At 59.8% G+C, this 23897-nt stretch carries 22 protein-coding genes; 12 read left to right on the top strand and 10 right to left on the bottom strand.

Going from position 1 to position 23897, the window contains the following annotated elements:
• Positions 1 to 73 precede the first annotated feature (73 nt).
• The gene (locus BM131_RS05990; RefSeq protein WP_090186998.1) at positions 74 to 565 is read left to right on the top strand and encodes a peroxiredoxin; all 492 of its coding nucleotides are present in this window, start codon (positions 74 to 76) and stop codon (positions 563 to 565) included.
• Between the two features lie 100 nt (positions 566 to 665).
• Here BM131_RS05990 and BM131_RS05985 read toward each other — a convergent pair whose 3' ends face one another.
• The 8 genes from BM131_RS05985 to BM131_RS05950 all read right to left on the bottom strand — a co-directional run bounded on the left by BM131_RS05985 (position 666) and on the right by BM131_RS05950 (position 8119).
• Positions 666 to 1295 carry a hypothetical protein gene (locus BM131_RS05985; protein WP_090186995.1) on the bottom strand — a complete coding sequence of 210 codons (630 nt, stop codon included), beginning with the start codon at positions 1293 to 1295 and terminating at the stop codon, positions 666 to 668.
• A 159-nt stretch (positions 1296 to 1454) separates the two neighbouring features.
• Positions 1455 to 2306, bottom strand: coding sequence for a mechanosensitive ion channel family protein (locus BM131_RS05980; RefSeq protein WP_090186992.1), 852 nt, complete (start codon positions 2304 to 2306; stop codon positions 1455 to 1457).
• Positions 2307 to 2594: a 4a-hydroxytetrahydrobiopterin dehydratase gene (locus BM131_RS05975; protein ID WP_090186989.1), complete on the bottom strand. Its 288-nt coding sequence runs from the start codon at positions 2592 to 2594 to the stop codon at positions 2307 to 2309.
• Positions 2591 to 3769, bottom strand: a complete 1179-nt coding sequence (locus tag BM131_RS05970) for a GNAT family N-acetyltransferase (protein ID WP_090186987.1) — start codon at positions 3767 to 3769, stop codon at positions 2591 to 2593. The genes BM131_RS05975 and BM131_RS05970 overlap by 4 nt, the downstream gene beginning before the upstream one ends.
• A gap of 31 nt (positions 3770 to 3800) precedes the next feature.
• Positions 3801 to 4550, bottom strand: coding sequence for a glycerophosphodiester phosphodiesterase family protein (locus tag BM131_RS05965; protein WP_090186984.1), 750 nt, complete (start codon positions 4548 to 4550; stop codon positions 3801 to 3803).
• A complete protein-coding gene (locus tag BM131_RS05960; RefSeq protein WP_090186981.1) occupies positions 4550 to 5011 on the bottom strand; it encodes a RidA family protein in 462 nt (153 codons plus the stop codon). Before BM131_RS05960 ends, BM131_RS05965 begins: the two co-directional genes overlap by 1 nt.
• Positions 5012 to 5072: 61 nt before the next feature.
• The gene (locus BM131_RS05955; RefSeq protein WP_090186978.1) at positions 5073 to 6377 is read right to left on the bottom strand and encodes an HlyD family type I secretion periplasmic adaptor subunit; all 1305 of its coding nucleotides are present in this window, start codon (positions 6375 to 6377) and stop codon (positions 5073 to 5075) included.
• Positions 6374 to 8119 (bottom strand): type I secretion system permease/ATPase, encoded by a 1746-nt coding sequence (locus BM131_RS05950; RefSeq protein WP_090186975.1) that lies wholly within the window; start codon positions 8117 to 8119, stop codon positions 6374 to 6376. The genes BM131_RS05955 and BM131_RS05950 overlap by 4 nt, the downstream gene beginning before the upstream one ends.
• A 222-nt stretch (positions 8120 to 8341) precedes the next feature.
• Here BM131_RS05950 and BM131_RS05945 point away from each other — a divergent pair, with 222 nt between their 5' ends.
• Positions 8342 to 8770 carry a hypothetical protein gene (locus tag BM131_RS05945; RefSeq protein WP_245754149.1) on the top strand — a complete coding sequence of 143 codons (429 nt, stop codon included), beginning with the start codon at positions 8342 to 8344 and terminating at the stop codon, positions 8768 to 8770.
• An 8-nt stretch (positions 8771 to 8778) separates the two neighbouring features.
• Here BM131_RS05945 and BM131_RS05940 read toward each other — a convergent pair whose 3' ends face one another.
• Positions 8779 to 10917: a transglycosylase domain-containing protein gene (locus BM131_RS05940; protein ID WP_090186972.1), complete on the bottom strand. Its 2139-nt coding sequence runs from the start codon at positions 10915 to 10917 to the stop codon at positions 8779 to 8781.
• 273 nt (positions 10918 to 11190) lie between these two features.
• On the opposite strand from BM131_RS05940, the gene BM131_RS05935 reads away from it, so the two are divergent.
• The 10 genes from BM131_RS05935 (at position 11191) to BM131_RS05890 (ending at position 21279) form a co-directional block, all read left to right on the top strand.
• The gene (locus tag BM131_RS05935; protein ID WP_090186969.1) at positions 11191 to 11529 is read left to right on the top strand and encodes a P-II family nitrogen regulator; all 339 of its coding nucleotides are present in this window, start codon (positions 11191 to 11193) and stop codon (positions 11527 to 11529) included.
• A 30-nt stretch (positions 11530 to 11559) separates the two neighbouring features.
• Entirely contained in the window at positions 11560 to 12927 is a 1368-nt protein-coding gene (gene amt / locus BM131_RS05930; RefSeq protein ID WP_090186966.1) for an ammonium transporter, read from the top strand.
• Positions 12928 to 13138: 211 nt separating this feature from the next.
• Positions 13139 to 13873 (top strand): DKNYY domain-containing protein, encoded by a 735-nt coding sequence (locus BM131_RS05925; protein ID WP_090186963.1) that lies wholly within the window; start codon positions 13139 to 13141, stop codon positions 13871 to 13873.
• A gap of 249 nt (positions 13874 to 14122) precedes the next feature.
• A complete protein-coding gene (locus BM131_RS05920; RefSeq protein ID WP_090186960.1) occupies positions 14123 to 14461 on the top strand; it encodes a P-II family nitrogen regulator in 339 nt (112 codons plus the stop codon).
• A gap of 25 nt (positions 14462 to 14486) precedes the next feature.
• Positions 14487 to 15797 carry an ammonium transporter gene (locus tag BM131_RS05915; protein WP_090186956.1) on the top strand — a complete coding sequence of 437 codons (1311 nt, stop codon included), beginning with the start codon at positions 14487 to 14489 and terminating at the stop codon, positions 15795 to 15797.
• 97 nt (positions 15798 to 15894) lie between these two features.
• Positions 15895 to 16896, top strand: coding sequence for an N-acetyltransferase DgcN (gene dgcN, locus BM131_RS05910; protein ID WP_090186953.1), 1002 nt, complete (start codon positions 15895 to 15897; stop codon positions 16894 to 16896).
• Between the two features lie 80 nt (positions 16897 to 16976).
• On the top strand, positions 16977 to 17942 hold the full coding sequence (gene dgcA / locus BM131_RS05905; protein WP_090186950.1) for an N-acetyl-D-Glu racemase DgcA: 966 nt from the start codon (positions 16977 to 16979) through the stop codon (positions 17940 to 17942).
• A 67-nt stretch (positions 17943 to 18009) separates the two neighbouring features.
• Positions 18010 to 18870, top strand: a complete 861-nt coding sequence (locus tag BM131_RS05900) for a D-amino-acid transaminase (RefSeq protein ID WP_090186947.1) — start codon at positions 18010 to 18012, stop codon at positions 18868 to 18870.
• Positions 18871 to 19026: 156 nt separating this feature from the next.
• The gene (locus tag BM131_RS05895; protein WP_090186944.1) at positions 19027 to 20193 is read left to right on the top strand and encodes an MFS transporter; all 1167 of its coding nucleotides are present in this window, start codon (positions 19027 to 19029) and stop codon (positions 20191 to 20193) included.
• 63 nt (positions 20194 to 20256) lie between these two features.
• Positions 20257 to 21279 (top strand): aspartate-semialdehyde dehydrogenase, encoded by a 1023-nt coding sequence (locus tag BM131_RS05890; protein WP_090186942.1) that lies wholly within the window; start codon positions 20257 to 20259, stop codon positions 21277 to 21279.
• Between the two features lie 83 nt (positions 21280 to 21362).
• Here the strand turns inward: BM131_RS05890 and BM131_RS05885 are convergent, their stop codons facing one another.
• A complete protein-coding gene (locus BM131_RS05885; protein WP_090186939.1) occupies positions 21363 to 23855 on the bottom strand; it encodes a methyl-accepting chemotaxis protein in 2493 nt (830 codons plus the stop codon).
• Between the last annotated feature and the right edge of the window lie 42 nt (positions 23856 to 23897).

The raw sequence follows: 23897 nt of genomic DNA, 5'->3' as shown, positions 1-23897 counted from the left end.
CCTCTACTGGCCCTGTCGCCGCGCACCCTATATGCCTATGCGTGACAGAGGCAATTCAGATAGGGAAACGCTTATGACCATCACAACAGGTGACACGCTGCCGGATGCCAGCGTTCTGACCATGGGCGCTGATGGCCCGCAGTCCGTCGCGATGGCGGACAAACTTAAGGGCCGAACCGTCGTCATCTTTGGCCTGCCCGGCGCCTATACCGGCACCTGCACCACGGCCCACGTCCCCAGCTTTATCCGCACGCTGCCACAGCTAAAGGCCAAAGGCGTGGACGAGGTGATCTGCATCTCCGTCAACGATCCTTTCGTGATGAAGGCTTGGGGCGATGCGACCGGCGCGATTGACGCAGGCATCACCATGCTGGCCGACGCCGAGGCGACATTCACCAAAGCTATCGGCATGGAATTCTCTGCGCCGCCCGTCGGCTTTGTGAACCGGTCCAAGCGCTATGCGATGCTGGTCAAGGACGGTGTCGTCACCATCCTGAACGAAGAGCCCGGCCCCGGCCAATGCGACATCTCTGGCGGGGAAAGCCTGCTGGACGCGATGGGCTAAGCCTTGCACGCTTGAACGACAAAGGGGCCGTGCGATGCGCGGCCCCTTTTTGTATGCGACTTTGCCGCGGCACCAACAAAAGTGGTCATTTGTGCCGACGTCAGGCCGCGCGAAGGCCCGCGTCGTTCCGGCCCCATTTGCAGATCGCGAAAATCAGCGACAGCGCAAAGCAAAGCTCCAGTATCTCCTCTACAGCAGTCCAAATTGGCGCATCCGCATATGGCAGCGTCACGCCGATCGCGGCCAACTGCCTGTCGGCCCCATCAACCAAGACCGACGCAACAGCAAAGCAAACTCCGCCCATGATGGCCCAGGCCCAGCCTTGACCGTTCCGCAACGCATGAATGAGAGGCCGCGTCCCGCGCATCACAAGCAGCACGAGCGTTAATAGTATGCCGCCCATGGCAGCGGCTGACACGCCCTTTTGCCACAGCGGGGCTGCGCTGGTGAAGATTTTGGTCTGCAGCAGGCCGGGCGTAAAGAACGCGTCATGCACGTCCAATTCGCGCAGGCAGAACAGAACGAAGACTGTCGGAATTGGCCACCAACGGCGCCATGTGCCCTTTGGCATGCGCCAAAGTGAAAGCACAGCGCCAAGCGCGAATACAATCAGCCCCGCCAGCTCGACCATACCGCTTTCAGATGTCAGGGTAATTTCCCATCCAACCCACAGTGTCGATACAATCAAGCTGCACGCGACAAGGACACAGATTATAAGAAACAAGCGCATAGATATCTTACTTTTAGGAAGGATGATTTTTGTGCTGCAGCGCCACATCGCCGCGCCGTATGACCCCGCGACAGATAGCATAAATCGACGGTCGAGGCATTAAGCATTCCGGCGGGGGCCATCCATCGCACGGCCCCCGCGTTTTGGCACAGTCCTGCGCTAGTCGTCGTCCTTGGCCATGATCATCGTCCGGGTCGGAAAGGGGATGTCGATGCCAGCGGCGTCCAGCGCCTCTTTGACCTTGCGGGTCATGTCAGCCTGATACTGGAAATAATCCGTCCGCGCGCACCAAACGCGCACCAGAAAATCAACAGAGGATGCGTTCAGATTGTTCACCTGAATGAACGGCTCTGGATCAGACAGGCTGCGCGGGTCGGCCATGATCGTGTCGATGATCGCGCGCTCTGCATCGGCCAGATTGGCCCCATAACCCACGCCAATCGTCCATTCAGCCCGGCGCTGGGGATAGACGGAATAGTTCACGATCGTATTGCCCCACACCTCGGAATTCGGGATGATGATCTGCACGTTTCCGATGCTCGCCATCTCGATATAGTTCAGGTTAATCGCCTTTACCGTACCGCTTTCATCATCAATCGTGACGAAATCACCCAGTTTAATCGGGCGGAAAAAGATGATCATCACGCCCGCTGCGATGTTCGACAGCGTGCCTTGCAGTGCCAAACCAATGGCCAAACTGGCTGCACCGATGATCGCAACAACGCTTGTTGTCTGCACACCAAAGGTGTTCAGCACGAAGAGGAACGAAAACCCGATGATGACGTAGCGGACGATATTGCCCAAGAAAATGAACAGCGTCTCGTCCAAATGCTTGTGGTTGCGCCCAATGTTTTCGATGCGGCGCGACACCCAGCCACCGACGGTAAAGCCGACAATCAGGATGATAATCGCCGTCAGGACCGACCCCACGGCAGATGCAATGAATTCGACAGTCAGCACATCCATAATCGATGTCCCGTTAATGATCGGTGTCGTTAGCAGGTTTTCCATTTAACCCTCCGCAAGCTGGTCCATCTTTTTTGCCAGTTTGGCATCTAGGGCGGTCAGACCGTCTGCGTCATGTGTGGTCAACGCGACCTCTACAGTTTTGTAAACGTTGGACCATTCGGGGTGATGGTTCAGCTTTTCCGCATGCATTGCGACCTGTGTCATCCAGCCAAAGGCCTGCACGAAGTTTTTAAACTCAAAGGTCTTGGTGATCGCCTCGCCATCGTCGGCCAATGTCCAGCCAGCAGCCTGCAGCGGGGCGATGTCGTCTTGGGTCAGTTTGTCAGTCATTGCTGTTCCTCTCTTTTGTCGCGTTTGAACGGACCGTAGGCGGTCAGCACTTCGATTTCTTCGTCCACCGCGCGGGTTTCCGCGATCAAGTAACGCGCAATCGCGTCACGGAAAGCTAAATCCCCAATCCAGTGCAAGGAATGCGTCGCAACGGGTAAGTATCCACGCGCCAGCTTATGTTCGCCCTGCGCGCCAGCCTCGACCCGAGAGAGGCCGTTTTTGATCGCGTAATCAATGGCTTGGTAGTAGCACAGTTCAAAGTGCAACGAGGGGTAATATTCCGTGCTGCCCCAATAGCGGCCAAAAAGCGTTTCGCGCCCGATAAAGTTCAGCGCCCCCGCCACGGGCCGGCCATCGACCAGCGCCAGCACCAACAGCATGTCATCGCGCAGACTTTCCTGCGCGCAGTCAAAGAACGCCCGCGTCAGATAGGGGGTGCCCCATTTGCGGTTGCCAGTATCTTGGTAGAACCGCCAAAATGCGTCCCAATGTTCGGGCTGAATATCATTGCCCGTCAATGCCAAGATCTGCCCGCCAAACCCCTGCGCCTCTGCCCGTTCACGGCGGATGTTTTTACGCTTGCGGCTGGACAGATCGGCCAGAAATCCGTCGAAATCGGCGTAGTCCCGGTTCACCCAATGAAACTGCTGACCCACGCGGGACATCAAGCCCATTTCCGCGCCCGCCAAGGCTTCGGCTTCGGTGCAGAATGTGATGTGCAGCGACGACAGCTCGTTATCCGACGCGACCTGCACCGCGCCTTGGATCAGCGCGGACATGCCCATCGCCTCGAACCCCGGACGGGTCAGAAAACGACGGCCTGTGGCGGGCGTAAAGGGCACGGCGATCTGCAGCTTGGGGTAATAAGCGCCGCCCGCATTCTCGTAGGCCTGCGCCCAGTTGAAATCAAAGATGTATTCGCCTTGGCTGTGGCTCTTGGCGTACATCGGCGCGCAGGCAATCACCTGCCCATCCGCGCGCGCAACAAGGTAACGCGGCTGCCAGCCGGACCTGCCGCCGACGGACCCGCTATCCTCTAACGCCTTCAAAAAGCGGTAGGTCGTGAATGGATCCTCGGGCCGCCCGCCCTCCGGGTTGGCGCAGGCGTCCCAGTCGCTGGCAGAGATTTCCGCCAGCGACGGGTGCAGGGTGATTTCGATCGTGGGGGTGTTCATGTCGCCTTAACTGGTGGCAAAGCGCCGGGGGTCAAGCGTCATATCCCTCGAACGTGATGTTATCGGCATATTGCCGGGCGGTGGCGGCGTCTTCGGCCGACCGGATCGTCCAGCACAGAATGGCCGCGCCTTGGGTGTTCAGCTCTGCCACGCGGGGCTGATTCAGTTCCTTGTGATAGTGGCTGATAAAGCTGGCCCCGACGTGATCGTAGTCGGGGATTAGGCTCAGCCGTTCCAGTGTGGGCTGCGCAATCGTCGGCCAATCGGCCGGATTGAACGACCCCGTCGTCAGCCCGCGCGGCACATCTGGTAGCAGCCGCGCCATTTCGGCCATGGCATGCGGGTTGAACGACATCACCGCGACCGGGCCTTTGTAGGCTTCCAGCACTTGCACCACAGCCTTGCCCATCGGGCCCGTATTGGGGCCAAGACCGCCGTCTTGATCCTTCAGCTCGATCAGCACAGGCACGCGGCCCGCCACCAGTTCCAGCACCTGCGCCAGCGTCGGGATTGTCGTGCTGTCACCCATCAGCGGGATCATCGCCAACTGCGCCGAGGACCGCTGCGCCAGCGGTCCTTGTTCAATCGTCAGCCGCCGCAGGTCATAATCGTGAAACACCATTGGCACGCCGTCGCTGGCCAGCTGCACGTCAATTTCGATCCCGTAACCATGTGTAATGGCGGATTTGATTGCGGTCAGACTGTTTTCCACCCGGCCGTGCGCCTTGTCGTGATGGGCACGGTGGGCCAGCGGACGGGCCAGAAAGGACTTTGGCAGCATCAAGCGATCTCGAACACGGCTTCAATTTCGACCATGACGCCCATCGGCAACCCGGCCACACCCACGGCAGAGCGGGCGTGATGCCCTTTTGCGCCCAGCGCCGCGACAAGGAAATCGCTGGCCCCGTTGATGACCTTGGGCTGGTCGGTGAAATCAGGCGTGCAGTTGACCATGCCGACCAGTTTCACAACGCGCACCAAACGGTCCAGATCGCCGCCGCATGCCTTTTTCAACTGCGCCAGCAAGCTGATCGCACAGGCCTTGGCCGCCGCTGCGCCGGTGTCGATATCAACGCCGTCGCCAAGTTTGCCCACCATCAGGCCATCCGGACCCTGCGAAATTTGGCCGGACACCCAGACCTGATTGCCGGTCTGCACAAAGGGGACGTAGTTCGCCGCGGGGGCAGGGGCGTCTGGCAGTGTCACGCCCATTTCGGTCAGCTTCGTTTCAATCATGCTCATGGCTTTGGCCTTTGTCTGGTGGATTTGCCAGACCCTAGGCCGCAGCGCGGGCGGCGTCCATCTAGGACTCGCGGAATGCCTTGGCAAAATAATCCGCAAAGGGTTTCAGGAAGTAATTCATCGGCGTGCGATCCGCTGTGCGGACATAAGCCTCGACCGGCATGCCGGGGATCAGGGTCATGCCTTCGGGCAGTTTTTCGATCTCTCCTTCGTCCATGCGCACTTCGGCGCGGTAGAAGGACGCGCCGTTCTGTTCGTTCTGAAATGCATCGGCCGACACCTGCGTCACATGGCCCGTCAGTTCCGGCGTGCGGCGCTGATCAAATGCGGAAAAGCGCAGAATCACATCCTGCCCCAGATGGATTTGATCGATATCCGTCACCTGCACCTGCGTCGCAATCACCAGCGGGCGATCCTGTGGCACCAGATACAGCAGCGGATCAGCCGCGCGAATGACGGATCGCGGCGCAAAGACGTTCAGCCCGTAAACCACACCGCTAAGCGGCGCGCGGATATCGAGCCGGTCAAGTTGTTGGCGCAGCGTGCGGCGGCGTTCGGACAGTTCAAGTTCGTTGTATTGTAGATCGCGCAGGCGCGTGATCGCCTCTTCCCGACGGGTGCTGGTGAGGCCAAGCACCTGAATTTCAATCTCTGTCCGGCGCTCGGCCGCCTGCGCGGCCTGCGCAGTCAATTCGCCAACTTGGCCTTTCATGTTGGACGCCTCGCGCCGCAGGGCCAGCACGCGGCTGGCCTGTGCAAGACCGCGATCCAGCAGGCTTTGCTGATCGGCCAGCTCTTCTTCGATCAAGGCGGTCTGTTCGGTCATCGCCTGTTGCTGGGCCGTGATGCCATCGATTTGGCTGGCGATCTGCATCTCTTGTTGCTGCAACTGATCGGTGGCTTTCAGCAGGCTATCAAGGCGCGCCTCGAACAGGCGCGACTGGCCTTCGGTTAAATCGGCGGCGGCTTCGCCAGCCTCTTGCAGCAGGGGATTGAATGTCAGTTCGGCCGCGCCGTCACGCTCTGCCTCGAACCGGGCGCGGCGCGCGAGGATTTCGTAAAGCTGGCCTTCGACGACAGCCAGCTCGCTGACAATGTTTGACGAATCCAGCTTAATCAGCAGATCGCCAGCCTGCACCTCTTCACCCTCATCGACTAGGATCTCTTCGACGACGCCGCCATCGGGGTGCTGAATGACCTGCCGATTGCGGTCTACTTCGATCTGGCCATGCGTAATGACGGCCCCGGTCAGGTTGGCAAAGACGGCCCAAGTGCCAAAGCCGCCAACCAAAACGATGAGCGCAATAAGGCCAGTCACCATCGGCTTGGTCGCCGACCAGCGGTTGCGGGGATCTGCGTTTGTCATTGCACGCCCCCCGCTTGGCCGGTGGTCGCGGTGATTTGCTGGGCGTTGCGCAGCACGTCTTTCATCACTTCATCCTTGGGGCCAAAGGCGCGGCGGGTGCCGTTTTCGATCACGAGCAGCATGTCGCATTCCTGAATAGCTGCCGGGCGGTGCGCCATGATAAACACAGCCTTACCTTCTGATTTCGCGACCTTAATCGCATTGTTCAACGCCACAGAGCCATCGTTGTCCAAGTTGCTGTTCGGCTCGTCCAATACAAGAATCACCGGATCGCCGTACATGGCACGCGCCAGCCCGACGCGCTGTATCTGCCCCCCCGACAGCCGCCCGCCATTTGCCGTGACCCGGGTGTCATAGCCGTCGGGCAGTTTCAGGATCATGTCATGTGCCGCCGCCTTTTTCGCGGCGCGCACGACGGCGGCGTCATCAGGTGTCATCGACATGCGGGCGATGTTTTCCTTAATCGTGCCGTCAAACAACTGCACCCGCTGCGGCAGATAGCCGATATACTGCCCCAGCGTATCGGCATCGTATTGTTCCAGCGATGCGCCATCCAGCCGGATTTTCCCGCCCGCAGGCCGCCAAACGCCAATTAACGCCCGCGCCAGCGTCGATTTGCCCGCGCCAGATGTACCAATGACGCCAACGGCTTGGCCCGGCTGCACCTCGAAACTGATCATGCGCAGGCTGGCTTGCTGTTCGCCGGGTGGCACCACGGTCACATTTTCGGCTGTCAGGATTGCGCGAGGGGCGGGCAGGGCGGTGCGGGCTTCGTCCTCTGACACAGACCCCAGCAGGCGCGACAGACGCGTCCAGCCTTCGCGGCCCTTTTGAAACACAGCCCATTGGCCCACGATCATCTCGATCGGGGCCAGCGCACGGCCCATCAGGATCGATCCGGCGATCATTGCGCCTGCGGACAACACGCCTTCTAGGACCAAAAGCGCGCCAAGACCCAGCATGGCGGATTGCAGAAATAGGCGGAACGTGCGGGTCATCGCGGTGAATGTGCCCGCGGAATCCGCAGCCCCGATTGTCGCATCAAGCGACGCGCCGCGCGCGATCTGCCAGCGATCAAAGGCCGCGCCGCGCATGCCAAGGGCGTGAACGAGTTCGCTTTCGCTACGGATCTGCGCGCCCAGCGCCTCTGACTGGAATGACGCGGCATTTGCGGTTTCCAGTGGCTTTTTCGTGCTCATCTGGTTGGCGATGGCCACCACAACCAGCACCGCGCCGCCCGCAATCGCTAAAATCCCCAGCGCCGGGTGAAAGATGAAAATACCAAGGAAAAACAAAGGTGTCCACGGCAGGTCGAACACCGCCATCAAGGCGGGGGACGTGATCAACCGCTGCACCGCTTCTAGATCGCGTAGGGCGGTGCGCGCCTCTTCGGGGGGGCGGCTTTGGTTGCTGGCGCGCAAGGACGCGGCAAAGACGCGGCGGTCTAGGCGGGCCTGAAACCGGGCCCCCAGCCGCCCCATCACACGGCCGCGCACGAAATCAAGAATACCCATCATACCGTATAAAAACGCGACCAGCACCGACAGTGCGATCAGTGTTTCTAGGCTACGGCTGCCCAGCACGCGGTCGTAAACGTTCAGCATATACAGCGGGCCGGTCAGCATCAGCAGGTTGACGAAAAAGCTGAAGATCGCGACGGACCAATACAATGGCCGCCCTTCGCGCCGGACGGCGGCTAGTTCTGCTGCGCCGCGCTGGACGGCCTGATCATTGCTACGCATCGCGTCACACCCTTTATAAGGCTGAGGAACAGCCCTAACATATTGTAACCAGCAAACTTCGTGATCACACCTGATTTCTGCGCTGATCCGGGTGCGCGTGATACTGTCGCCACAACCTAAAGCGGATGGGGTTAATAAATCGCTGCCGCAGCCAAGAGGTGACAGGTGCAAAATGGCGCGCTAGTGTCACCGGCGCAGCTATGACGCGGTGCAGGAGCAGCGATGAAAACGATCCTTAGTGCGACGATCTTGTCTGTGTTTGGTGCGCAAGCCGCGCTGGCCGGACCCTATGACGGGGTCTATAAACAGGCCGCGAATGCCGAATGCGCCATGATCGGCGTGGATGGCGGGGCGGTGCGGATCGCGGATGGCATCTTTTACGGGGTCGAAGTCGAATGCCGCATGGCGGACCCCGTTAACGTCTTGGACATGGATGCGCTGCTATACACGATGCAATGCAGTGGTGAGGATCAGGTTTTTTCCGAACGCGCGATGTTGATGAACAAGGCCGAAGGCAATGGGATCATCATGGTCTGGGACGGCTATGCCTTTGTCTATGACCGCTGCCCAGAGCCGGGCGCAGTCGACGTGGACGCGCCTGCAACGGATGATGCGGCAGCGCCGGTCACCGACGCCGCCGCAACCGAATAGGGCGGGGGTTAATTCCCCAGACCGCCCAGAATGTTGTTCAACACATCCATGATCTGACCGTCAGCGACGATGCCAGTGTCTTCTAGCACGCCGCCTGTGGTGCTGGGGCCGGGGATGTCCATCGGCAATGGCTTTGGAGTCTCTCCGGTCACGACGTGCGACATCGTTGCCTGCCAGATTTCCGCAGGCAAACCGCCGCCAGTGACGCCGGTCATCGGGCTGTTGTCGTCGTAACCCATCCAGACGCCAATCACGTAGTCGGCGTTAAAGCCAATGAACCACGCATCGCGCGCGCTGTTCGTGGTGCCAGATTTGCCCGCCAGCTCCCACCCGGGGATCTGCGCCCGCGTGCCGGTGCCGCGTGCGACGACTTGGGACATCATGTAAGTCAGTTCGCGCGCTGCGCTTTGCTGGATGACCCGTTCCTGCAAGCCTGTGCCGATATTGTCCATCAGCGGTTCGGTTTCGCCCTTAAGCCGCAGATCAATCAACCCGTAGGGCTGCACCGCAGAGCCGCCGTTCAGGATGCCCGCAAAGGCCCCTGACATCTCGAGCAGGGTGCTTTCAGACACGCCCAGCGCCAGCGCGGGACCGGCGGCCAGATCGCTTTCGATGCCGAATTTCTGCGCAACTGTTCGCACCAGATCGCGGCCGACTTCCTCTGACAGCAAGATCGCAGGAATGTTGCGGGATTCGTATAGGGCCTGCGTCAGGGTGATCGGGCCCTTGAACTTTCGGTCATAGTTTTCGGGGACCCATGGGCCAGAGCCGGGCACGTTAATCGTCAGCGGCGCGTCGTCGATCATGTCGTTCGGGCTGAACCCTAGGTCAAGCGCCGTGGCGTAGATAAAGGGCTTAAAGGCCGATCCGGGCTGCCGCCGCGCCTGTGTGGCGCGGTTGAACACGCCGGACGCCCGCACATCGCGCCCGCCAACCATGCCGCGCACTGCGCCATCCGCGCTCATCACGATCACAGCGGCCTGCGCTTTGGAGCTTGGCTTCAGCTTGGTTTCAAAGATGCTCGTCAGCGCCGTTTCCGCCGCCGTCTGAATGCGCTGGTCCAGCGTCGTGCGGATCACCACGTCTTCGGTCGTGTCGCGGGTAAAGAAATCGGGGCCTTGTTCCATAACCCAATCGGCAAAGTATCCACCCGCCCGCGCCTGTGCCGCCTGAGACAGCTGCGCTGGACGCGCGCGCGCATCGCGCGCTTGCTCTGGCGTGATATAGCCCTGATCTTCCATCAGCCCGAGCACGATATTCGCCCGGTCCACCGCGCGCTGCATGTTGTTCGTCGGCGCGTAGCTGGTCGGCGCCTTCAAAAGACCTGCCAGCATCGCGGATTCCGCAGGGTTCACATCGGCGGATGATTTGCCGAAATAACGGTTGGCAGCGGCTTCAAAGCCCCGGCTACCCGCACCCAGATAGGCGCGATTAAAGTAGATCGTCAGGATGTCTTCCTTGGAATAGGCGACTTCCATCCCCATGGAATAAATGGCTTCTTTAACTTTGCGCCAGATCGTCGTGCGGCGGCAGTCGTCCTCATAGGCGGCCTCTGTCTTCCATGTCGCCGCGTCGTAAGGCACGCCAAGGCACAGCAATTTCGCCACCTGCTGCGTGATGGTCGAACCGCCGTTACCCGACAGCGGACCGCGCCCTTCGCTTAGGTTGATGCGCACAGCGCTGGCGATGCCGCGCGGGCTGATGCCGAAGTGGCCATAGAACCGCTTATCCTCGGTCGCGACCACAGCGTCGTGCAGATAGCGCGATACGGAATCCGCCGTCACCATCCCGCCAAACTGGTCGCCGCGCCACGCAAAGACCGCGCCGTCCCGGTCCAGCAGTGTCACCGACCCCTTGGTGCGGGCGTCCACGATCGCCTCGATCGGGGGCATTTGCGACGCAAAATACAGCACGCCTGCGCCGATGAGCAGCGCGACCACGACTCCCAGCTTCCACGTCAGGCGCAGGATCAGGCGCAGCGCCCATGTGAACGGGAACAGGATCCACCCCACCAGACCGCGCTTGCGCGGGGCGGCTTTCTTGCGGCTCGCACGCTTTTTAGGCGCAGGTTTTGCCCGCTGCTCTGCCTGTGCGTTATAGCGCCGCTCTGCAACGAGTGGTTTTCCTGATTTTGGTGGTCGTGCCATCGGCTGCCCGGTCCGTCTTTTTGTGCATTTTGTCGGTTATACCGACGCAGCCTCGTGTTGTCCCGCGCTGTTGCCGATTCTGTTGCCGCTTTTTTATGTGGCTTAATAATTGGGCATTTCGCGCTGTTTGTGCAAAAATTGTGCAACATTGCGCGTTTTCACCCCCGTTGCCCTGCCAGTTTCCTTGTCACTTTGGCGTCCCTGCGCCCTTTTCTTAGGCATCCGCATCGCCGGGGGCTGGGTCTCCGCCATAGGGAACGAGGGAAACAAGACGTGAAACTGATTATTGCAACGATCAAACCGTTCAAGCTCGAGGAGGTCCGCGAGGCGCTGACCTCGATCGGCGTGCGCGGCATGATGGTGTCCGAGATCAAGGGCTTCGGCGCCCAGTCCGGTCACACCGAAATCTATCGCGGGGCTGAATACGCCGTGAACTTCGTGCCGAAGGTCAAACTGGAAATCGTCGTCTCTGACGCGATGGCAGAGCAGGTCGTCACCACGATCGCACAGACCGCCAAGACCGACAAAATCGGCGACGGCAAGATCTTTACCCTCGACGTCGAAGGCGCCCTGCGCGTCCGCACCGGCGAGCTGAACGACGACGCGCTGTAAAAGCCGCTTCCAAAAGGGACATTTCATCCGATGAACAAGACACTTCAAAAAGCACTACTGGTCGGGGCCGCATTTGCCGCCTTGCCCGTGGTGGCCTTTGCGCAGGATACCACTGCCGTAGACGCCGCCGCCGATGTGGTAGAGGCCGCGGCCCCGACCTTTGACGAAATCGGCCCCTACATCATGACCACGCTGCTGTTCTTGATCGGCGGCTTCTTGGTGATGTGGATGGCCGCTGGTTTTGCCATGCTAGAGGCAGGCCTTGTCCGGTCCAAGAACGTCACCACCCAGCTGACCAAGAATGTCGCGCTGTTTGCCATCGCGGGCATCATGTATTGGCTGATCGGCTACGGCATCATGTATCCGGGCGACGACTGGACGATCACGGGCTACCTTGGCAACCTGTGGTCCCCGGCCTCGCTGGAACCTGTCGGCCTTGCTGCTGCTGACGCTGATCTGGGCTACGCCTCTGTCGCATCTGACTTCTTCTTTCAGTTGATGTTCTGCGCCACGACCGCATCCATCGTGTCCGGCACCTTGGCCGAGCGCGTCAAACTGTGGCCCTTCCTGGCCTTCACAGTTGTCCTGACCGGTGTCCTGTACCCGATCGAGGCATCGTGGCAGTGGGGCGGCGGCTGGTTGTCCGAAATGGGCTTCTATGACTTCGCCGGCTCCACCCTTGTGCACGCTGCTGGTGGTTTTGCAGCGCTGGCCGGTGCCATCGTGCTGGGTCCACGGATCGGTCGCTACAAGGACGGCAAGTCCTTCCCGATGCCGGGTTCCAACCTTGCACTCGCCACGCTGGGTACGTTCATCCTGTGGCTGGGTTGGTTCGGCTTCAACGGCGGCTCGCAGCTGGCTGCTGGCACCGTGGGCGACATCACTGACGTGGGCCGCATCTTTGCGAACACCAACATGGCAGCCTCTGCCGGTGCGATCGCAGCCTTGGTCCTGACGCAGCTGATGTACGGCAAGGTCGACCTGACCATGGTGCTGAACGGCGCGCTGGCTGGCCTCGTGTCCATCACCGCAGGTCCGCTTGACCCATCCCTGTTCGGCGCACTGCTGATCGGCGCTGTGGGTGGCGGTATCGCAGTCGTGGTCGTGCCGATGCTGGACAAGCTAAAGATCGACGACGTCGTCGGTGCGATCCCGGTCCACTTGGTTGCTGGCTTCTGGGGCACAATGATCGTGCCATGGAACTCTGCTGACACCTCTTATGTCACGCAGTTCGTCGGCTTCGCATCCATCGGTATCTTCATGTTCGTCGTATCGCTGGTCGTCTGGCTGATCCTCAAAGCAGTCGTCGGCATCCGCGTCAGCGAAGAAGCAGAGATCAACGGCCTCGACATGCACGAACTTGGCATGGAAGCCTACCCGGAGTTCTCGAAGGGCTGACCTCCCACAGACCTTTTGAGGTGGCCCGGGCAGCAATGCCCGGGCCATTTTTGTTGGGGATGATAGGGAGGGCTTGGATGATCGGAACCTATCGGGGCGGGTAAGGTCCGGTCTGAGCCCAAACCTACCGCCCTGTTGGACAAATCAAGAAAGTGTCTTTAAATCAGGTCGAAATACGAGGACCGCCAATTTGCCGCGAAGAATATACTGCTTGAGGATAAGAGTTTTTGTTTTTGCCGCATTCTTGTCGGCGCTTCTTACAGTCGTGTATTTATTTATAGATTTCAGTAGCGGCGGTCGCCCCATGCTATATTTGTTCTCGAAGCCTGTTTTGCTTGATGGTTCAAAAACCCTATTTTTCAGATTTGGCGACGAGATATATTATGCGAACCAAGGCAATATTGTCGCTGATTATCGTGTTCTGCCAGGAGCAGATTCAAAGACATTTGAGGTAATTGATGGTATTTGGGCAAAAGACAAAAGCCATGTCTACTTGAGGTACGAACAAACAGATTTTTCACCAAGCAAATTTTCAGTGCTAAGCTGCTATTTTAGTGATGGGCATTCTGTATACTACGATGACTTCCCCAAAGGTACGGTTACGGTTTCCGTTGATGCAGAGAACTTTAGGATAATCGGCGAAGAACAATATTCAGTTCCTAAAAGTGATTGCAAGGCAAAGGACAGTGAAAATGTATACTTTTGGACGAGGATAATAAAATATGCGGATCCCGCAACATTCCAGTTTTTGAATCAAGTATGGGCAATTGATTCCACCGGCGTTTTCATGGATGGATATTTGGTAAAAGAATTATCGCCCGAAGAAATGCACGCCATTGGAAGGCGCCATGTTACTGATGGCATAACAGTCTTCGCACCGTTGTATGAGCCTCCATATTTTACCGATCTTAAAACGACACCAGAAGCTTTCCGACTTCAATTGTAAGGTAGATAAGTGGCAGCTTCCTCCGCATAGCGGCCCAGCAGTACTCCTGGCATCGCGACATGGATCGGCAGTGCTACTTGCTTTCAAGCAACTTCTCAAACCGCACAAAAATACAGCATATCGCCACATAACCAAGCGGCGTTAACCCATTTTGGTGTTATTTTAGGCACCCTGACAACCGAATCCCTTGTCCGCCCGCCCGCCCGGGCGGTTCCTACGCTCAAGGTGCATGGGACAAGGGAGTCTGTCATGAAACTGATTATCGCCGTCATCAAACCATTTAAACTCGACGAAGTGCGCGTCGCGCTGACCGCCATTGGCGTGCGCGGCATGATGGTGTCCGAAGTCAAAGGCTTCGGCACGCAATCCGGCCACACCGAAGTCTACCGCGGTGCGGAATACGTCGTGCAATTCGTGCCCAAGCTACGGCTTGAAATCGTCGTGCCCGATGATCTGGCCGACCAAGTTGTTGCCACCATCGCTGCCACCGCCAAGACCGACAAAATCGGCGACGGCAAAATCTTCACCCTCGATGTTGAAGGCGCCATGCGCGTCCGCACCGGAGAGACGAACGACGACGCGCTGTAGTCAGCGCTTTGGGGAAAACCGGGACATGAAACGCAATACACTTATCGGTGCCAGCGCCTTGGCCTTGCTGCCAACGCTCGCACTGGCCCAAGATGTGACCGAAACGGTCGACAAGGGCGACGTCGCTTGGATGATGACTGCGACCTTGCTGGTCCTGTTCATGATCCTGCCGGGCCTGTCGCTGTTCTACGGCGGTCTTGTGCGCACGAAAAACATGCTGTCCGTGCTGATGCAGTGCACGCTGATCACCGCGATGGTCATGGTGATCTGGGTGGTCTGGGGCTACTCCTTTGCCTTCGGCGGCAGCACATCGCCCTATTGGGGCGGCATGAGCAAGATGTTCTTGGCGGGCGTCACGCCTGACAGTCTGGCTGCGACCTTTACCGATGGCGTGATGATCCCCGAATACTTGTTCATCGCCTTCCAGATGACCTTTGCTGCGATCACCCCTGCGCTGATCGTCGGTGCCTTTGCGGAACGGATCAAGTTTTCCGCCCTGATGGTCTTTGTCCTGCTGTGGGTCACCATCGTGTATTTCCCCATCGCCCACATGGTCTGGGACGCGAATGGCCTGATCTTCAACATGGGTGCCATCGACTTTGCAGGCGGCACGGTTGTGCACATCAACGCCGGTATCGCAGCGCTTTGCGGCTCAATCATGATCGGCAAGCGCGTCGGCTTTGGCCGCGACAACATGGCTCCGCATTCCATGACCCTGACCATGGTCGGCGCGGCCATGCTGTGGGTCGGCTGGTTCGGCTTTAACGCCGGATCGAACCTAGAGGCGACATCAGGCGCGACGCTTGCGATGATCAACACCTTCACAGCCACCGCTGGCGGCATCCTTGCCTGGTGCGCGATTGAAGGGCTGACCCGCGGCAAAGCCTCTATGCTGGGGGCCGCATCCGGCATGGTCGCGGGCCTTGTCGCCGTGACGCCTGCTTGCGGCACCATCGGCCCGGTTGGCGCGATTGCACTGGGCGCGATTGCCTCGGCGGTCTGCTACTTCTTTGTCGACGTGGTGAAACGCAAAGCGGGCTATGATGACAGTCTCGATGTCTTTGGCGTGCACGGCATCGGCGGCATCGTTGGTGCCATCGGCACCGGTATCTTTACCGCCCCCGGCCTTGGCGGCACAGGCGGCGACGATTATTCCCTGCTGGGCCAGACGTGGATCCAGACCGAAGCCGTCGTGATCACCATCGTCTGGTGCGGTATCGCGTCCTTGATCCTGTACAAGCTGATCGACATGACCATGGGCCTGCGCGTCACTGAAGAAGAAGAACGCATCGGCCTCGATCTGTCGTCCCACGGCGAACAGGCCTACCACGGCTGATTTTTTACCGAAGATTCAAAAACGGGCGGCGTGCCGGGTGGCGCACCGCCCGTTCCCGTTCTAGGCTTTGCCCATCACCCAAACCGGAGACCATCCGATGATCCAGACCCCATACCTTTTGTTCCTTGGCGACGCGCCAGATATGCTGGCCTGCAAGGTGGCCATCGGCATCCGCGACTGGCGCCCAGATCACGCCGTCGGCCAGCTGCGTCTGCCCGAATGCCGCGCCGATCTGGGCCTGACCGACATGACGCTGCAGGACGGTTTGGCCGCTGGCGCGAAAACGCTGGTTATTGGCGTCGCGAACCGGGGCGGCGTGATTTCCCCCGCGTGGCGCACCCTGCTGCTAGAGGCGCTGGCCGCTGGCTATGACATCGCGTCTGGCCTGCATAACCTGCTGCGCGACGACGCCGAACTGGTCGCCGCTGCCGTCCACCACGGCCGCATGCTGCACGACGTCCGCGTCCCCACAGTCGCCTACCCCATCGCCAACGGCATCCCGCGCAAAGGCAAGCGCGTGCTGACCGTCGGCACCGATTGCTCTGTCGGTAAGATGTATACGGCGCTGGCGATGGACGCGGAAATGAAGGCCCGCGGCCTCAAATCCTCTTTCCGCGCGACGGGCCAGACCGGCATCTTGATCACCGGTGACGGCGTGCCACTGGACGCTGTCGTCGCCGATTTCATGGCTGGCGCTGTCGAATGGCTGACCCCCGACAACGACGACGACCACTGGGATCATATCGAAGGGCAGGGCAGCCTGTTCCACGTCAGCTATTCTGGCGTGACACTGGCGCTGGTCCACGGCGGCCAACCCGACGCGCTGATCCTCGCGCACGAGCCCACCCGGACCCATATGCGCGGCTTGCCGCACTACCACCTGCCCACGCTGGAAGCCCTGCGCGACACGGCCTTGCCGCTGGCCCGCGTCGCCAACCCGGATTGCAAAGTGGTTGGCGTATCGGTGAATACCCAGCACCTATCTGATGATGAATTCGAAGCCTATCTGGCTGAGGTTGAGACGCGCATGGGGCTGCCTGCAGTTGATCCGTACCGTCAGGGTGCGGCGCGTTTGGTGGATGCGCTTCTGGCGGTTTAAGTGCAGCTTTGCGGTGCAAAGCAGCAGGCCTCCGGCGGGAGTATTTTTGGGCAAGATGATGGGCTGAAAGAAGGCATGGGATGAAGATTGAGGTGACGCGGGATGTGTTCGCGCTGGCGCAGGTCTTTACGATCTCGCGCGGGTCGCGGACGCAGGCGCAGGTGTTGACTGTGACGGTAAGCGATGGCGATCTGATGGGGCGCGGCGAATGCGTGCCCTATGCGCGCTATGACGAAACGCTCGATAGCGTCACGGCGCAGATTGCGGGGCTGCCCGGGAATGTGACGCGGCAGACGCTGCAAGGGCTGCTGCCCGCTGGGGCGGCGCGCAATGCCGTCGATTGCGCCTTGTGGGATTTCGAGGCAAAGCGCGCGGGGCTGCGCGTTTGGGATCTGGCCGGATTGCCCGCGCCGCAGCCCGTTGTGACGGCCTATACGCTGTCTCTTGATACGCCAGACGCGATGCAGGCGCAGGCCGCCAAGAACGCGCATCGCCCGCTGCTGAAGATCAAGCTTGGCACCCCCGATGACATGGCCCGGCTCGAGGCTGTGCGCCGGGGTGCGCCGGATGCGGTCATCATCGTCGACGCAAATGAAGGGTGGACCGCCGACGTTTACAGCGATCTTGCGCCGCATCTGCTGCGCCTTGGCGTCGCTATGGTCGAACAGCCGCTGCCCGCCGGTGCCGACGATATGCTGAGCGAGATTGACCGCCCGCTGCCCGTGTGCGCCGACGAATCCTGTCACGACCGCGCCAGTCTGGCCGGTTTGCGCGGCAAGTACGACATGGTGAACATCAAGCTGGACAAGACCGGCGGCCTGACCGAGGCGCTTGCCTTGCGGACCGCAGCCATCGCGCAGGGATTTGACGTGATGATTGGCTGCATGGTCGGATCATCGCTTGCCATGGCCCCGGCGACGTTGCTGACGGCGGGTGCGGCCTTTGTCGATCTGGACGGCCCTTTGCTGCTGGCGCAAGATCGCACCGCACCGCTGCACTTTGACGCCGCAGGCGTGCATCCTCCCCTTGCTGCGCTTTGGGGCTAAGCGCCCTCTGGACAAGCCGCGCCGCAGTCTTGATAGATACTGCCACCCAACACCGAAAGGCCTGCCCATGACCCGCACCGTCTATCTGAACGGAGAGTACCTGCCCGAGGACGAGGCGAAGATCAGCATCTTTGACCGCGGCTTTCTGATGGCCGATGGCGTCTACGAGGTCACGTCAGTGCTGGGCGGCAAGCTGATCGACTTCGAAGGTCACGCCCTGCGCCTGCAACGCTCGCTGGACGAGCTTGAAATGCAGCATCCGTCCAGCCGCGATGACCTGCTAGAAGTTCACCGCGAGTTGGTTCGCCTGAACGACATCACTGACGGCATGATCTATCTGCAGATCACCCGTGGCAGCGCCGGGGACCGCGATTTCGCCTATCCGTCCAAGGACACTGCCCCAACAATCGTGCTGTTCACGCAGGCCAAGCCGGGCATGGCTGACAGCCCCATGGCCAAGACGGGGATGAAGGTCATCAGTATCGCCGACCAGCGCTGGGGCCGCCGCGATATTAAAACCGTGCAGCTGCTTTATCCATCAATGGGTAAGATGATGGCCAAGGCCGCTGGCTGCGATGACGCTTGGATGGTCGAAGACGGCGCCGTCACCGAAGGCACGTCCAACAACGCCTATATCGTCAAGGGCAACACGATCATCACGCGCCAGCTGAGCCATGAGATCCTGCACGGCATCACCCGCGCTGCCGTCCTGCGCTTTGCGCTTGAGGCGCAGATGAAGATCGAAGAGCGCCCCTTTACCATCGAAGAAGCCCAAGGCGCGGACGAGGCGTTCATTACCTCTGCCAGTACCTTTGTGATGCCTGTCGTTGAAATCGACGGCGCGGCCGTTGGCGCGGGCACCCCCGGTCCCGTCGCCGCCCGCCTGCGCGAGATTTATCTGGACGAAAGCCGCAAGGCCGCCCTGTAACGGGGCGGGCAAAGGGGACGGCACCGCTGCGCCGTCCCCTTCTTCTGGTCAAAAATACCTCGGGGTTTGGGGCGGTGCCCCAATCCGTCCTATCCTCTTGCACACCGCCGCCCGCTCATGCACCACTCGCGCAACGCCAAGCACGAAGGGGCAATCATGACCAAAGGCCTGATCGTGCTCGCGCTATCGTATGCGCTGTCACAGTTTTATCGCGCGTTCCTGCCGGTCCTATCCCCGATCCTGAAACAAGACCTCGGGGCGACGCCGCAGGATCTGGCCACCGCCTCTGGCGTCTGGTTTTTGGTCTTCGCCGCCATGCAAATCCCCGTCGGTTCTGCATTGGACCGGTTCGGCCCCCGCTGGACGGCCTCAATCCTGTTTGCGCTTGGCGGGGCAGGGGGCGCGCTTGTTTTCGCGCTGGCGCAGACCCCGGCGCATATCATCTGGGCGATGGCACTGCTGGGCATCGGCTGTTCGCCTGTTTTGATGGCGGCTTATTACATCTTCGCGCGCCAATACCCTGCGCGCCTGTTTGCGACGCTAGCGACGGCGATGATCGGCCTTGGCTCTTTGGGAAATATCGCCGGGGCATCGCCGCTGGCATGGTGCGTCGAAAGCTTTGGTTGGCGCCCAACACTCTTGGCGCTGGCCGCGATCAGCCTTGCCACCGCGCTGGGCATCGCCGCCCTGGCACGCGACCCTGAACGGACGCCGGGCCCGTCCCGCGGCTCGGTCATTGATCTGCTGAAAATGCCAGCCCTTTGGCCCATCTTTGCATTCATGTTCGTCTGTTACGCCCCCTCTGCCGGGCTGCGCGGCCTTTGGGCAGGCCCCTACGCGGCAGAGGTGTTCGGCGCAGACACCCAGATCATCGGCCGGGTGACACTTGTGATGGGCCTTGCGATGATCGCGGGCAGCTTTGCTTACGGCCCGATGGACCGTCTGCTGGGCACACGCAAATGGGTCGTGGTGGCGGGCAATGCGCTGGCGCTGGCGGCGCTGATTGCGCTGGCGCTGGACCCGGCGGCAAGCCTTGTGCGCAGCACCGTGCTGCTGGCGGTGCTCGGTTTCGGCGGCGCGGCTTACGGCATGATCATCGCCCATGCGCGGGCCTTCTTTCCGCCGCACCTGACGGGGCGGGGCGTGACGCTGATGAACCTGTTCGGGATTGGGGGTGTGGGCGTCATGCAGAACGCCACCGGCCCGATCTACCGTATGGGCACCACGCCGGAACAATCCTTTACGCTGATCTTTGCCGCCTTCGCTGTGCTGCTGGCCGCCGGGTTGCTGATCTACCTCACTGCGACCGACCGCACCGACTGACCCCTTTCCCTTTGCCCCGATGGGGCGTAAGACCCGCCGGGTCGCAACCAAGGAGCCTGACAGATGGGTTACAAGATCGTCGTCGTTGGCGCCACGGGTAACGTGGGTCACGAAATGCTGAACATCCTGGCGGAACGCGAATTCCCCGTGGATGAAATTGCCGCACTCGCCAGCCGTCGTTCGCTGGGGACCGAGGTAAGCTTTGGCGACCGAACTTTGAAAACCACCGATCTGGATACCTTCGATTTCACCGGCTGGGATATGGCCCTGTTCGCCGTCGGATCGGACGCGACCAAGAAATACGCCCCCAAAGCGGCGGCCGCTGGCTGTGTCGTCATCGATAACTCGTCGCTGTATCGCTATGACGCCGATGTGCCGCTGATCGTGCCGGAAGTGAACCCGCAGGATGTGCACGGCTACGCCAAGAAAATGATCATCGCGAACCCCAACTGCTCGACCGCGCAGATGGTCGTCGCCCTAAAGCCTTTGCATGACCGCGCCACGATCAAGCGCGTTGTCGTCAGCACCTACCAGTCCGTGTCCGGCGCTGGTAAAGAAGGCATGGACGAGCTTTGGGACCAGACCAAGTCGATCTATAACCCCACTGATTCCAAGCCCGCCACGAAGTTCACCAAGCAGATCGCCTTTAACGTGATCCCGCATATCGACGTGTTCCTCGACTCTGGCGAGACGAAGGAAGAGTGGAAGATGGTCGCCGAGACCAAGAAGATCCTTGATCCCAAGATCAAGGTCACGGCCACCTGCGTGCGTGTGCCGGTCTTTGTCGGCCATTCCGAATCGATCAACATCGAATTTGAAAACCCGCTGGACGCAGACGAGGCGCGTGACATTTTGCGCGAAAGCCCCGGCATCATGGTGATCGACAAGCGCGAAGACGGTGGCTACGTCACGCCCGTCGAATGCGTTGGCGATTATGCGACGTTCATCAGCCGCATCCGCGATGACAGCACGGTCGAAAACGGCATCAACTTGTGGTGCGTGTCTGACAACCTGCGCAAGGGCGCTGCCCTGAACGCAGTGCAGATCGCAGAGCTTTTGGGCCGTGAAGTGCTGAAAAAAGGCTAATCTGCTTCGCCAGATCAATCCTTAAAGGTGGGCCAGTGGCCCACCTTTTTTTATGCCAATCCTACTGTTTTACGTGCGGCACCCTAAGCCACCGCTGGATCAGAGCTGATACGTGTTTTTCCCGCGCCAGCACCTGCAGTCTTGAACTGCCGTGTCATTTTGGCCAGCGATTCCGCCTGCGTTGACAGAAGATGCGATGATGCGGTCACTTCTTCAAACGATGCGGCCTGCTTTTGCGACCGATCGTCAATCCGCTGGATCGAAGATGCAATGGATTGGATGCCCGCGGATTGTTCGGCAATCGCCGTCGATACCTCGTCAAAGTTTTCCGAAATGGCGATGACACTTTGCGCGATGGCCTGCAGGGATGTGCGGGCCTCGGCAACGGTGCGCACGCCGTCGCTGACATCACGGTCGCTTTGGGTGATGACCTTGGTGATCTGGCGCGCTGAATCACCGGCATCCTGCGCCAGTTTGCGCACTTCTGCCGCGACCACGGCAAAGCCGCGTCCTGAATCCCCGGCGCGCGCGGCTTCGACCCCGGCGTTTAGGGCCAGCAGATTGATCTGAAAAGAGATGTCGTTGATGATATCCACAGCGCGGCCAATTTCCTTGGACCCCTGCGCGATACGGTCCATCGCAATGGTGGCCTCTGTCGCCACGGCTTCGCTGGTGGCTGCTGTACTGCGCGCTGTTTGCGCGCTTTCGCTGGCCTGCGTAATGGCTTCGTGGATCAATCGCACGCGGCTCGACAGATCTGTCAGGGCGGCGCTGGTTTCCTCTAGCGCGGCGGCGTTCTGTTCGGCCTGGCGCGACAATACGCCAGAGGTTTGGCGCAATTCGCCAGAGGATGCGGTCAGTGTCGTGCTGCTATCAGTGATGTCTTCAACCAGATTGCGCAGCGAATCCACCATGCCGTTCATGCTGTCCTGCAAGTCTGCGAAATCACCATGAAATGCCCCATCCATGTAGTGGGTCAGATCCCCCTCGGCGATGCTTTTCATTACTGATCCGGTGCTGCTGAGGTTGTTGTCGATCGATTCCATCAACGCGTTGATATTACGCGCGAGGTTGATCAGGATCGTATCCTCGAAATCCGCCTCGACCCGGGTCGAAAACTCGCCTTCCAACGCGGCCTCTACGACCTTGCCAAAGGATTCGCCAAGCTGGCGCATCATGGCTTCGCGCTGCGCAACAGCGGCGCGGTCGGTGGCTTCGCGCTTCTGCGCCAGTTCAATTTCGCGTGCGCTCGCGGCCTCTCGCTCTGCTGACATGACCTGCATGGCACGGCTATTCTCTTCCTGCTCTGCACTTAGGGTGCTAATTTGCAGGGCGTTTTGCCGAAACACCTCTGTCGCGCGGGCCAGCTGGCCAATTTCGCAGCCGCGGTCGGTGCTTGGGACTGGGATATGGTGATTGCCCCCGGCGATCTGATTAACTGCCGTCGTCAGGTCCCCCATGGGGCGGGTGATGCTGCGCGATATGCCAATGCCAATGCCAATCGCAATTGCCAGAATGATAAGCCCTAGAATTTGCTGCAAAATCGCGGCCCTGTTGAGGCCAGCAACTAAATCCCGTGTGCTGATCTGGACGACGGCAACGTAATGTGCGCCCAAAAAGCTAACGGGCTCTGCGTATCCTATGATCTGGCGACCGTTTCGGTCCACACTGCTATAGCCACGTGCTGTGCCCTCTAAAATCGATAGAATGTCAGGCGATTCCACTTTTGTGGTCAGGATATCATTGATGTCTGACCGAATAGAATCCGTGCGCAAAAAGCCGTCGCTGCCGACGAGGAATCCGTCAGCCGATTCTGGCAGACTTGCAAGGTCACGCATCGCCGCATTGATCGCTCCAACCGGCATTTGGTAGGCAAGCACACCAAGCCTTTCGCCATTATCCAATATAATAGGCCGTGCAATAAAGGCCGCTGGCGATTGGGCGCTTGGTGGATAAGGCGCAAAATCGACAAAGACCGAAGCGGCTTCTTGGTCAAGTTCGCTGGCTTGCCGGAAAGCATCCCCCAATCCAGTGTCGGCCCATTCGCCCGTTAACAGATTGGTGGCAAAGTCGTTTTCCTTGAATACCGAATAGACGATGTCGCCGTCATTATTGATCAGAAAAATGTCATAGTACCCCATCTGCTGTTGCAGCAGGCGTAGCCCCGGATGGTGCGTGCGATGCAGAAACCCATAGCTCGACCCCGTCGTCGCGGCGATAAGGTTATCCTTTTGACCCAGCGGTTCTGTATTTTCAGTGATATAGACCCGCTGCAGGGTGTCTGTGGGGTTTTCTGTCGTTTTATAGGCGTCAGATAGGGCGGTTAAAATGCGTGCCGTCGACGGCGTCGTCGCGCGCGCTTTGATTTCGTTATCAATGGTATCTAAAAGCGTTTTGACCTGTTTAGCTTGACCGTGCGCCACGCCTTTCAGGTTCTGCGCGGCCTGTTCCGTGATCAAAGCGCGGGACATGACATAAGACGCGACGGACAATGTTGCGACCGCCAGTGTCAGCAGCAAGCCAATGGCAAGCGGCAGCCTGCGGCCGATTGCCATGTTTCGAAACCAAGTCCGCATGTTCAGTCCTACCTTTTCGACGGGCGGACTGTGCGTTCATAC

Source organism: Loktanella salsilacus (genome assembly GCF_900114485.1).
Taxonomy (GTDB): Bacteria; Pseudomonadota; Alphaproteobacteria; order Rhodobacterales; family Rhodobacteraceae; genus Loktanella; species Loktanella salsilacus.
Note: the sequence above shows the minus strand (reverse complement) of the source record. Positions and strands in the feature narration are given on the sequence as shown.

What these genes read in the sequence shown, in the direction of transcription:
- BM131_RS05990 (WP_090186998.1), top strand. Translation starts at nt 74, where the DNA reads ATGACCATCACAACAGGTGACACGCTGCCGGATGCCAGCGTTCTGACC.
- BM131_RS05985 (WP_090186995.1), bottom strand. Translation starts at nt 1,295, where the DNA reads ATGCGCTTGTTTCTTATAATCTGTGTCCTTGTCGCGTGCAGCTTGATT.
- BM131_RS05980 (WP_090186992.1), bottom strand. Translation starts at nt 2,306, where the DNA reads ATGGAAAACCTGCTAACGACACCGATCATTAACGGGACATCGATTATG.
- BM131_RS05975 (WP_090186989.1), bottom strand. Translation starts at nt 2,594, where the DNA reads ATGACTGACAAACTGACCCAAGACGACATCGCCCCGCTGCAGGCTGCT.
- BM131_RS05970 (WP_090186987.1), bottom strand. Translation starts at nt 3,769, where the DNA reads ATGAACACCCCCACGATCGAAATCACCCTGCACCCGTCGCTGGCGGAA.
- BM131_RS05965 (WP_090186984.1), bottom strand. Translation starts at nt 4,550, where the DNA reads ATGCTGCCAAAGTCCTTTCTGGCCCGTCCGCTGGCCCACCGTGCCCAT.
- BM131_RS05960 (WP_090186981.1), bottom strand. Translation starts at nt 5,011, where the DNA reads ATGAGCATGATTGAAACGAAGCTGACCGAAATGGGCGTGACACTGCCA.
- BM131_RS05955 (WP_090186978.1), bottom strand. Translation starts at nt 6,377, where the DNA reads ATGACAAACGCAGATCCCCGCAACCGCTGGTCGGCGACCAAGCCGATG.
- BM131_RS05950 (WP_090186975.1), bottom strand. Translation starts at nt 8,119, where the DNA reads ATGCGTAGCAATGATCAGGCCGTCCAGCGCGGCGCAGCAGAACTAGCC.
- BM131_RS05945 (WP_245754149.1), top strand. Translation starts at nt 8,342, where the DNA reads ATGAAAACGATCCTTAGTGCGACGATCTTGTCTGTGTTTGGTGCGCAA.
- BM131_RS05940 (WP_090186972.1), bottom strand. Translation starts at nt 10,917, where the DNA reads ATGGCACGACCACCAAAATCAGGAAAACCACTCGTTGCAGAGCGGCGC.
- amt (WP_090186966.1), top strand. Translation starts at nt 11,560, where the DNA reads ATGAACAAGACACTTCAAAAAGCACTACTGGTCGGGGCCGCATTTGCC.
- BM131_RS05920 (WP_090186960.1), top strand. Translation starts at nt 14,123, where the DNA reads ATGAAACTGATTATCGCCGTCATCAAACCATTTAAACTCGACGAAGTG.
- BM131_RS05915 (WP_090186956.1), top strand. Translation starts at nt 14,487, where the DNA reads ATGAAACGCAATACACTTATCGGTGCCAGCGCCTTGGCCTTGCTGCCA.
- dgcN (WP_090186953.1), top strand. Translation starts at nt 15,895, where the DNA reads ATGATCCAGACCCCATACCTTTTGTTCCTTGGCGACGCGCCAGATATG.
- dgcA (WP_090186950.1), top strand. Translation starts at nt 16,977, where the DNA reads ATGAAGATTGAGGTGACGCGGGATGTGTTCGCGCTGGCGCAGGTCTTT.
- BM131_RS05900 (WP_090186947.1), top strand. Translation starts at nt 18,010, where the DNA reads ATGACCCGCACCGTCTATCTGAACGGAGAGTACCTGCCCGAGGACGAG.
- BM131_RS05895 (WP_090186944.1), top strand. Translation starts at nt 19,027, where the DNA reads ATGACCAAAGGCCTGATCGTGCTCGCGCTATCGTATGCGCTGTCACAG.
- BM131_RS05890 (WP_090186942.1), top strand. Translation starts at nt 20,257, where the DNA reads ATGGGTTACAAGATCGTCGTCGTTGGCGCCACGGGTAACGTGGGTCAC.
- BM131_RS05885 (WP_090186939.1), bottom strand. Translation starts at nt 23,855, where the DNA reads ATGCGGACTTGGTTTCGAAACATGGCAATCGGCCGCAGGCTGCCGCTT.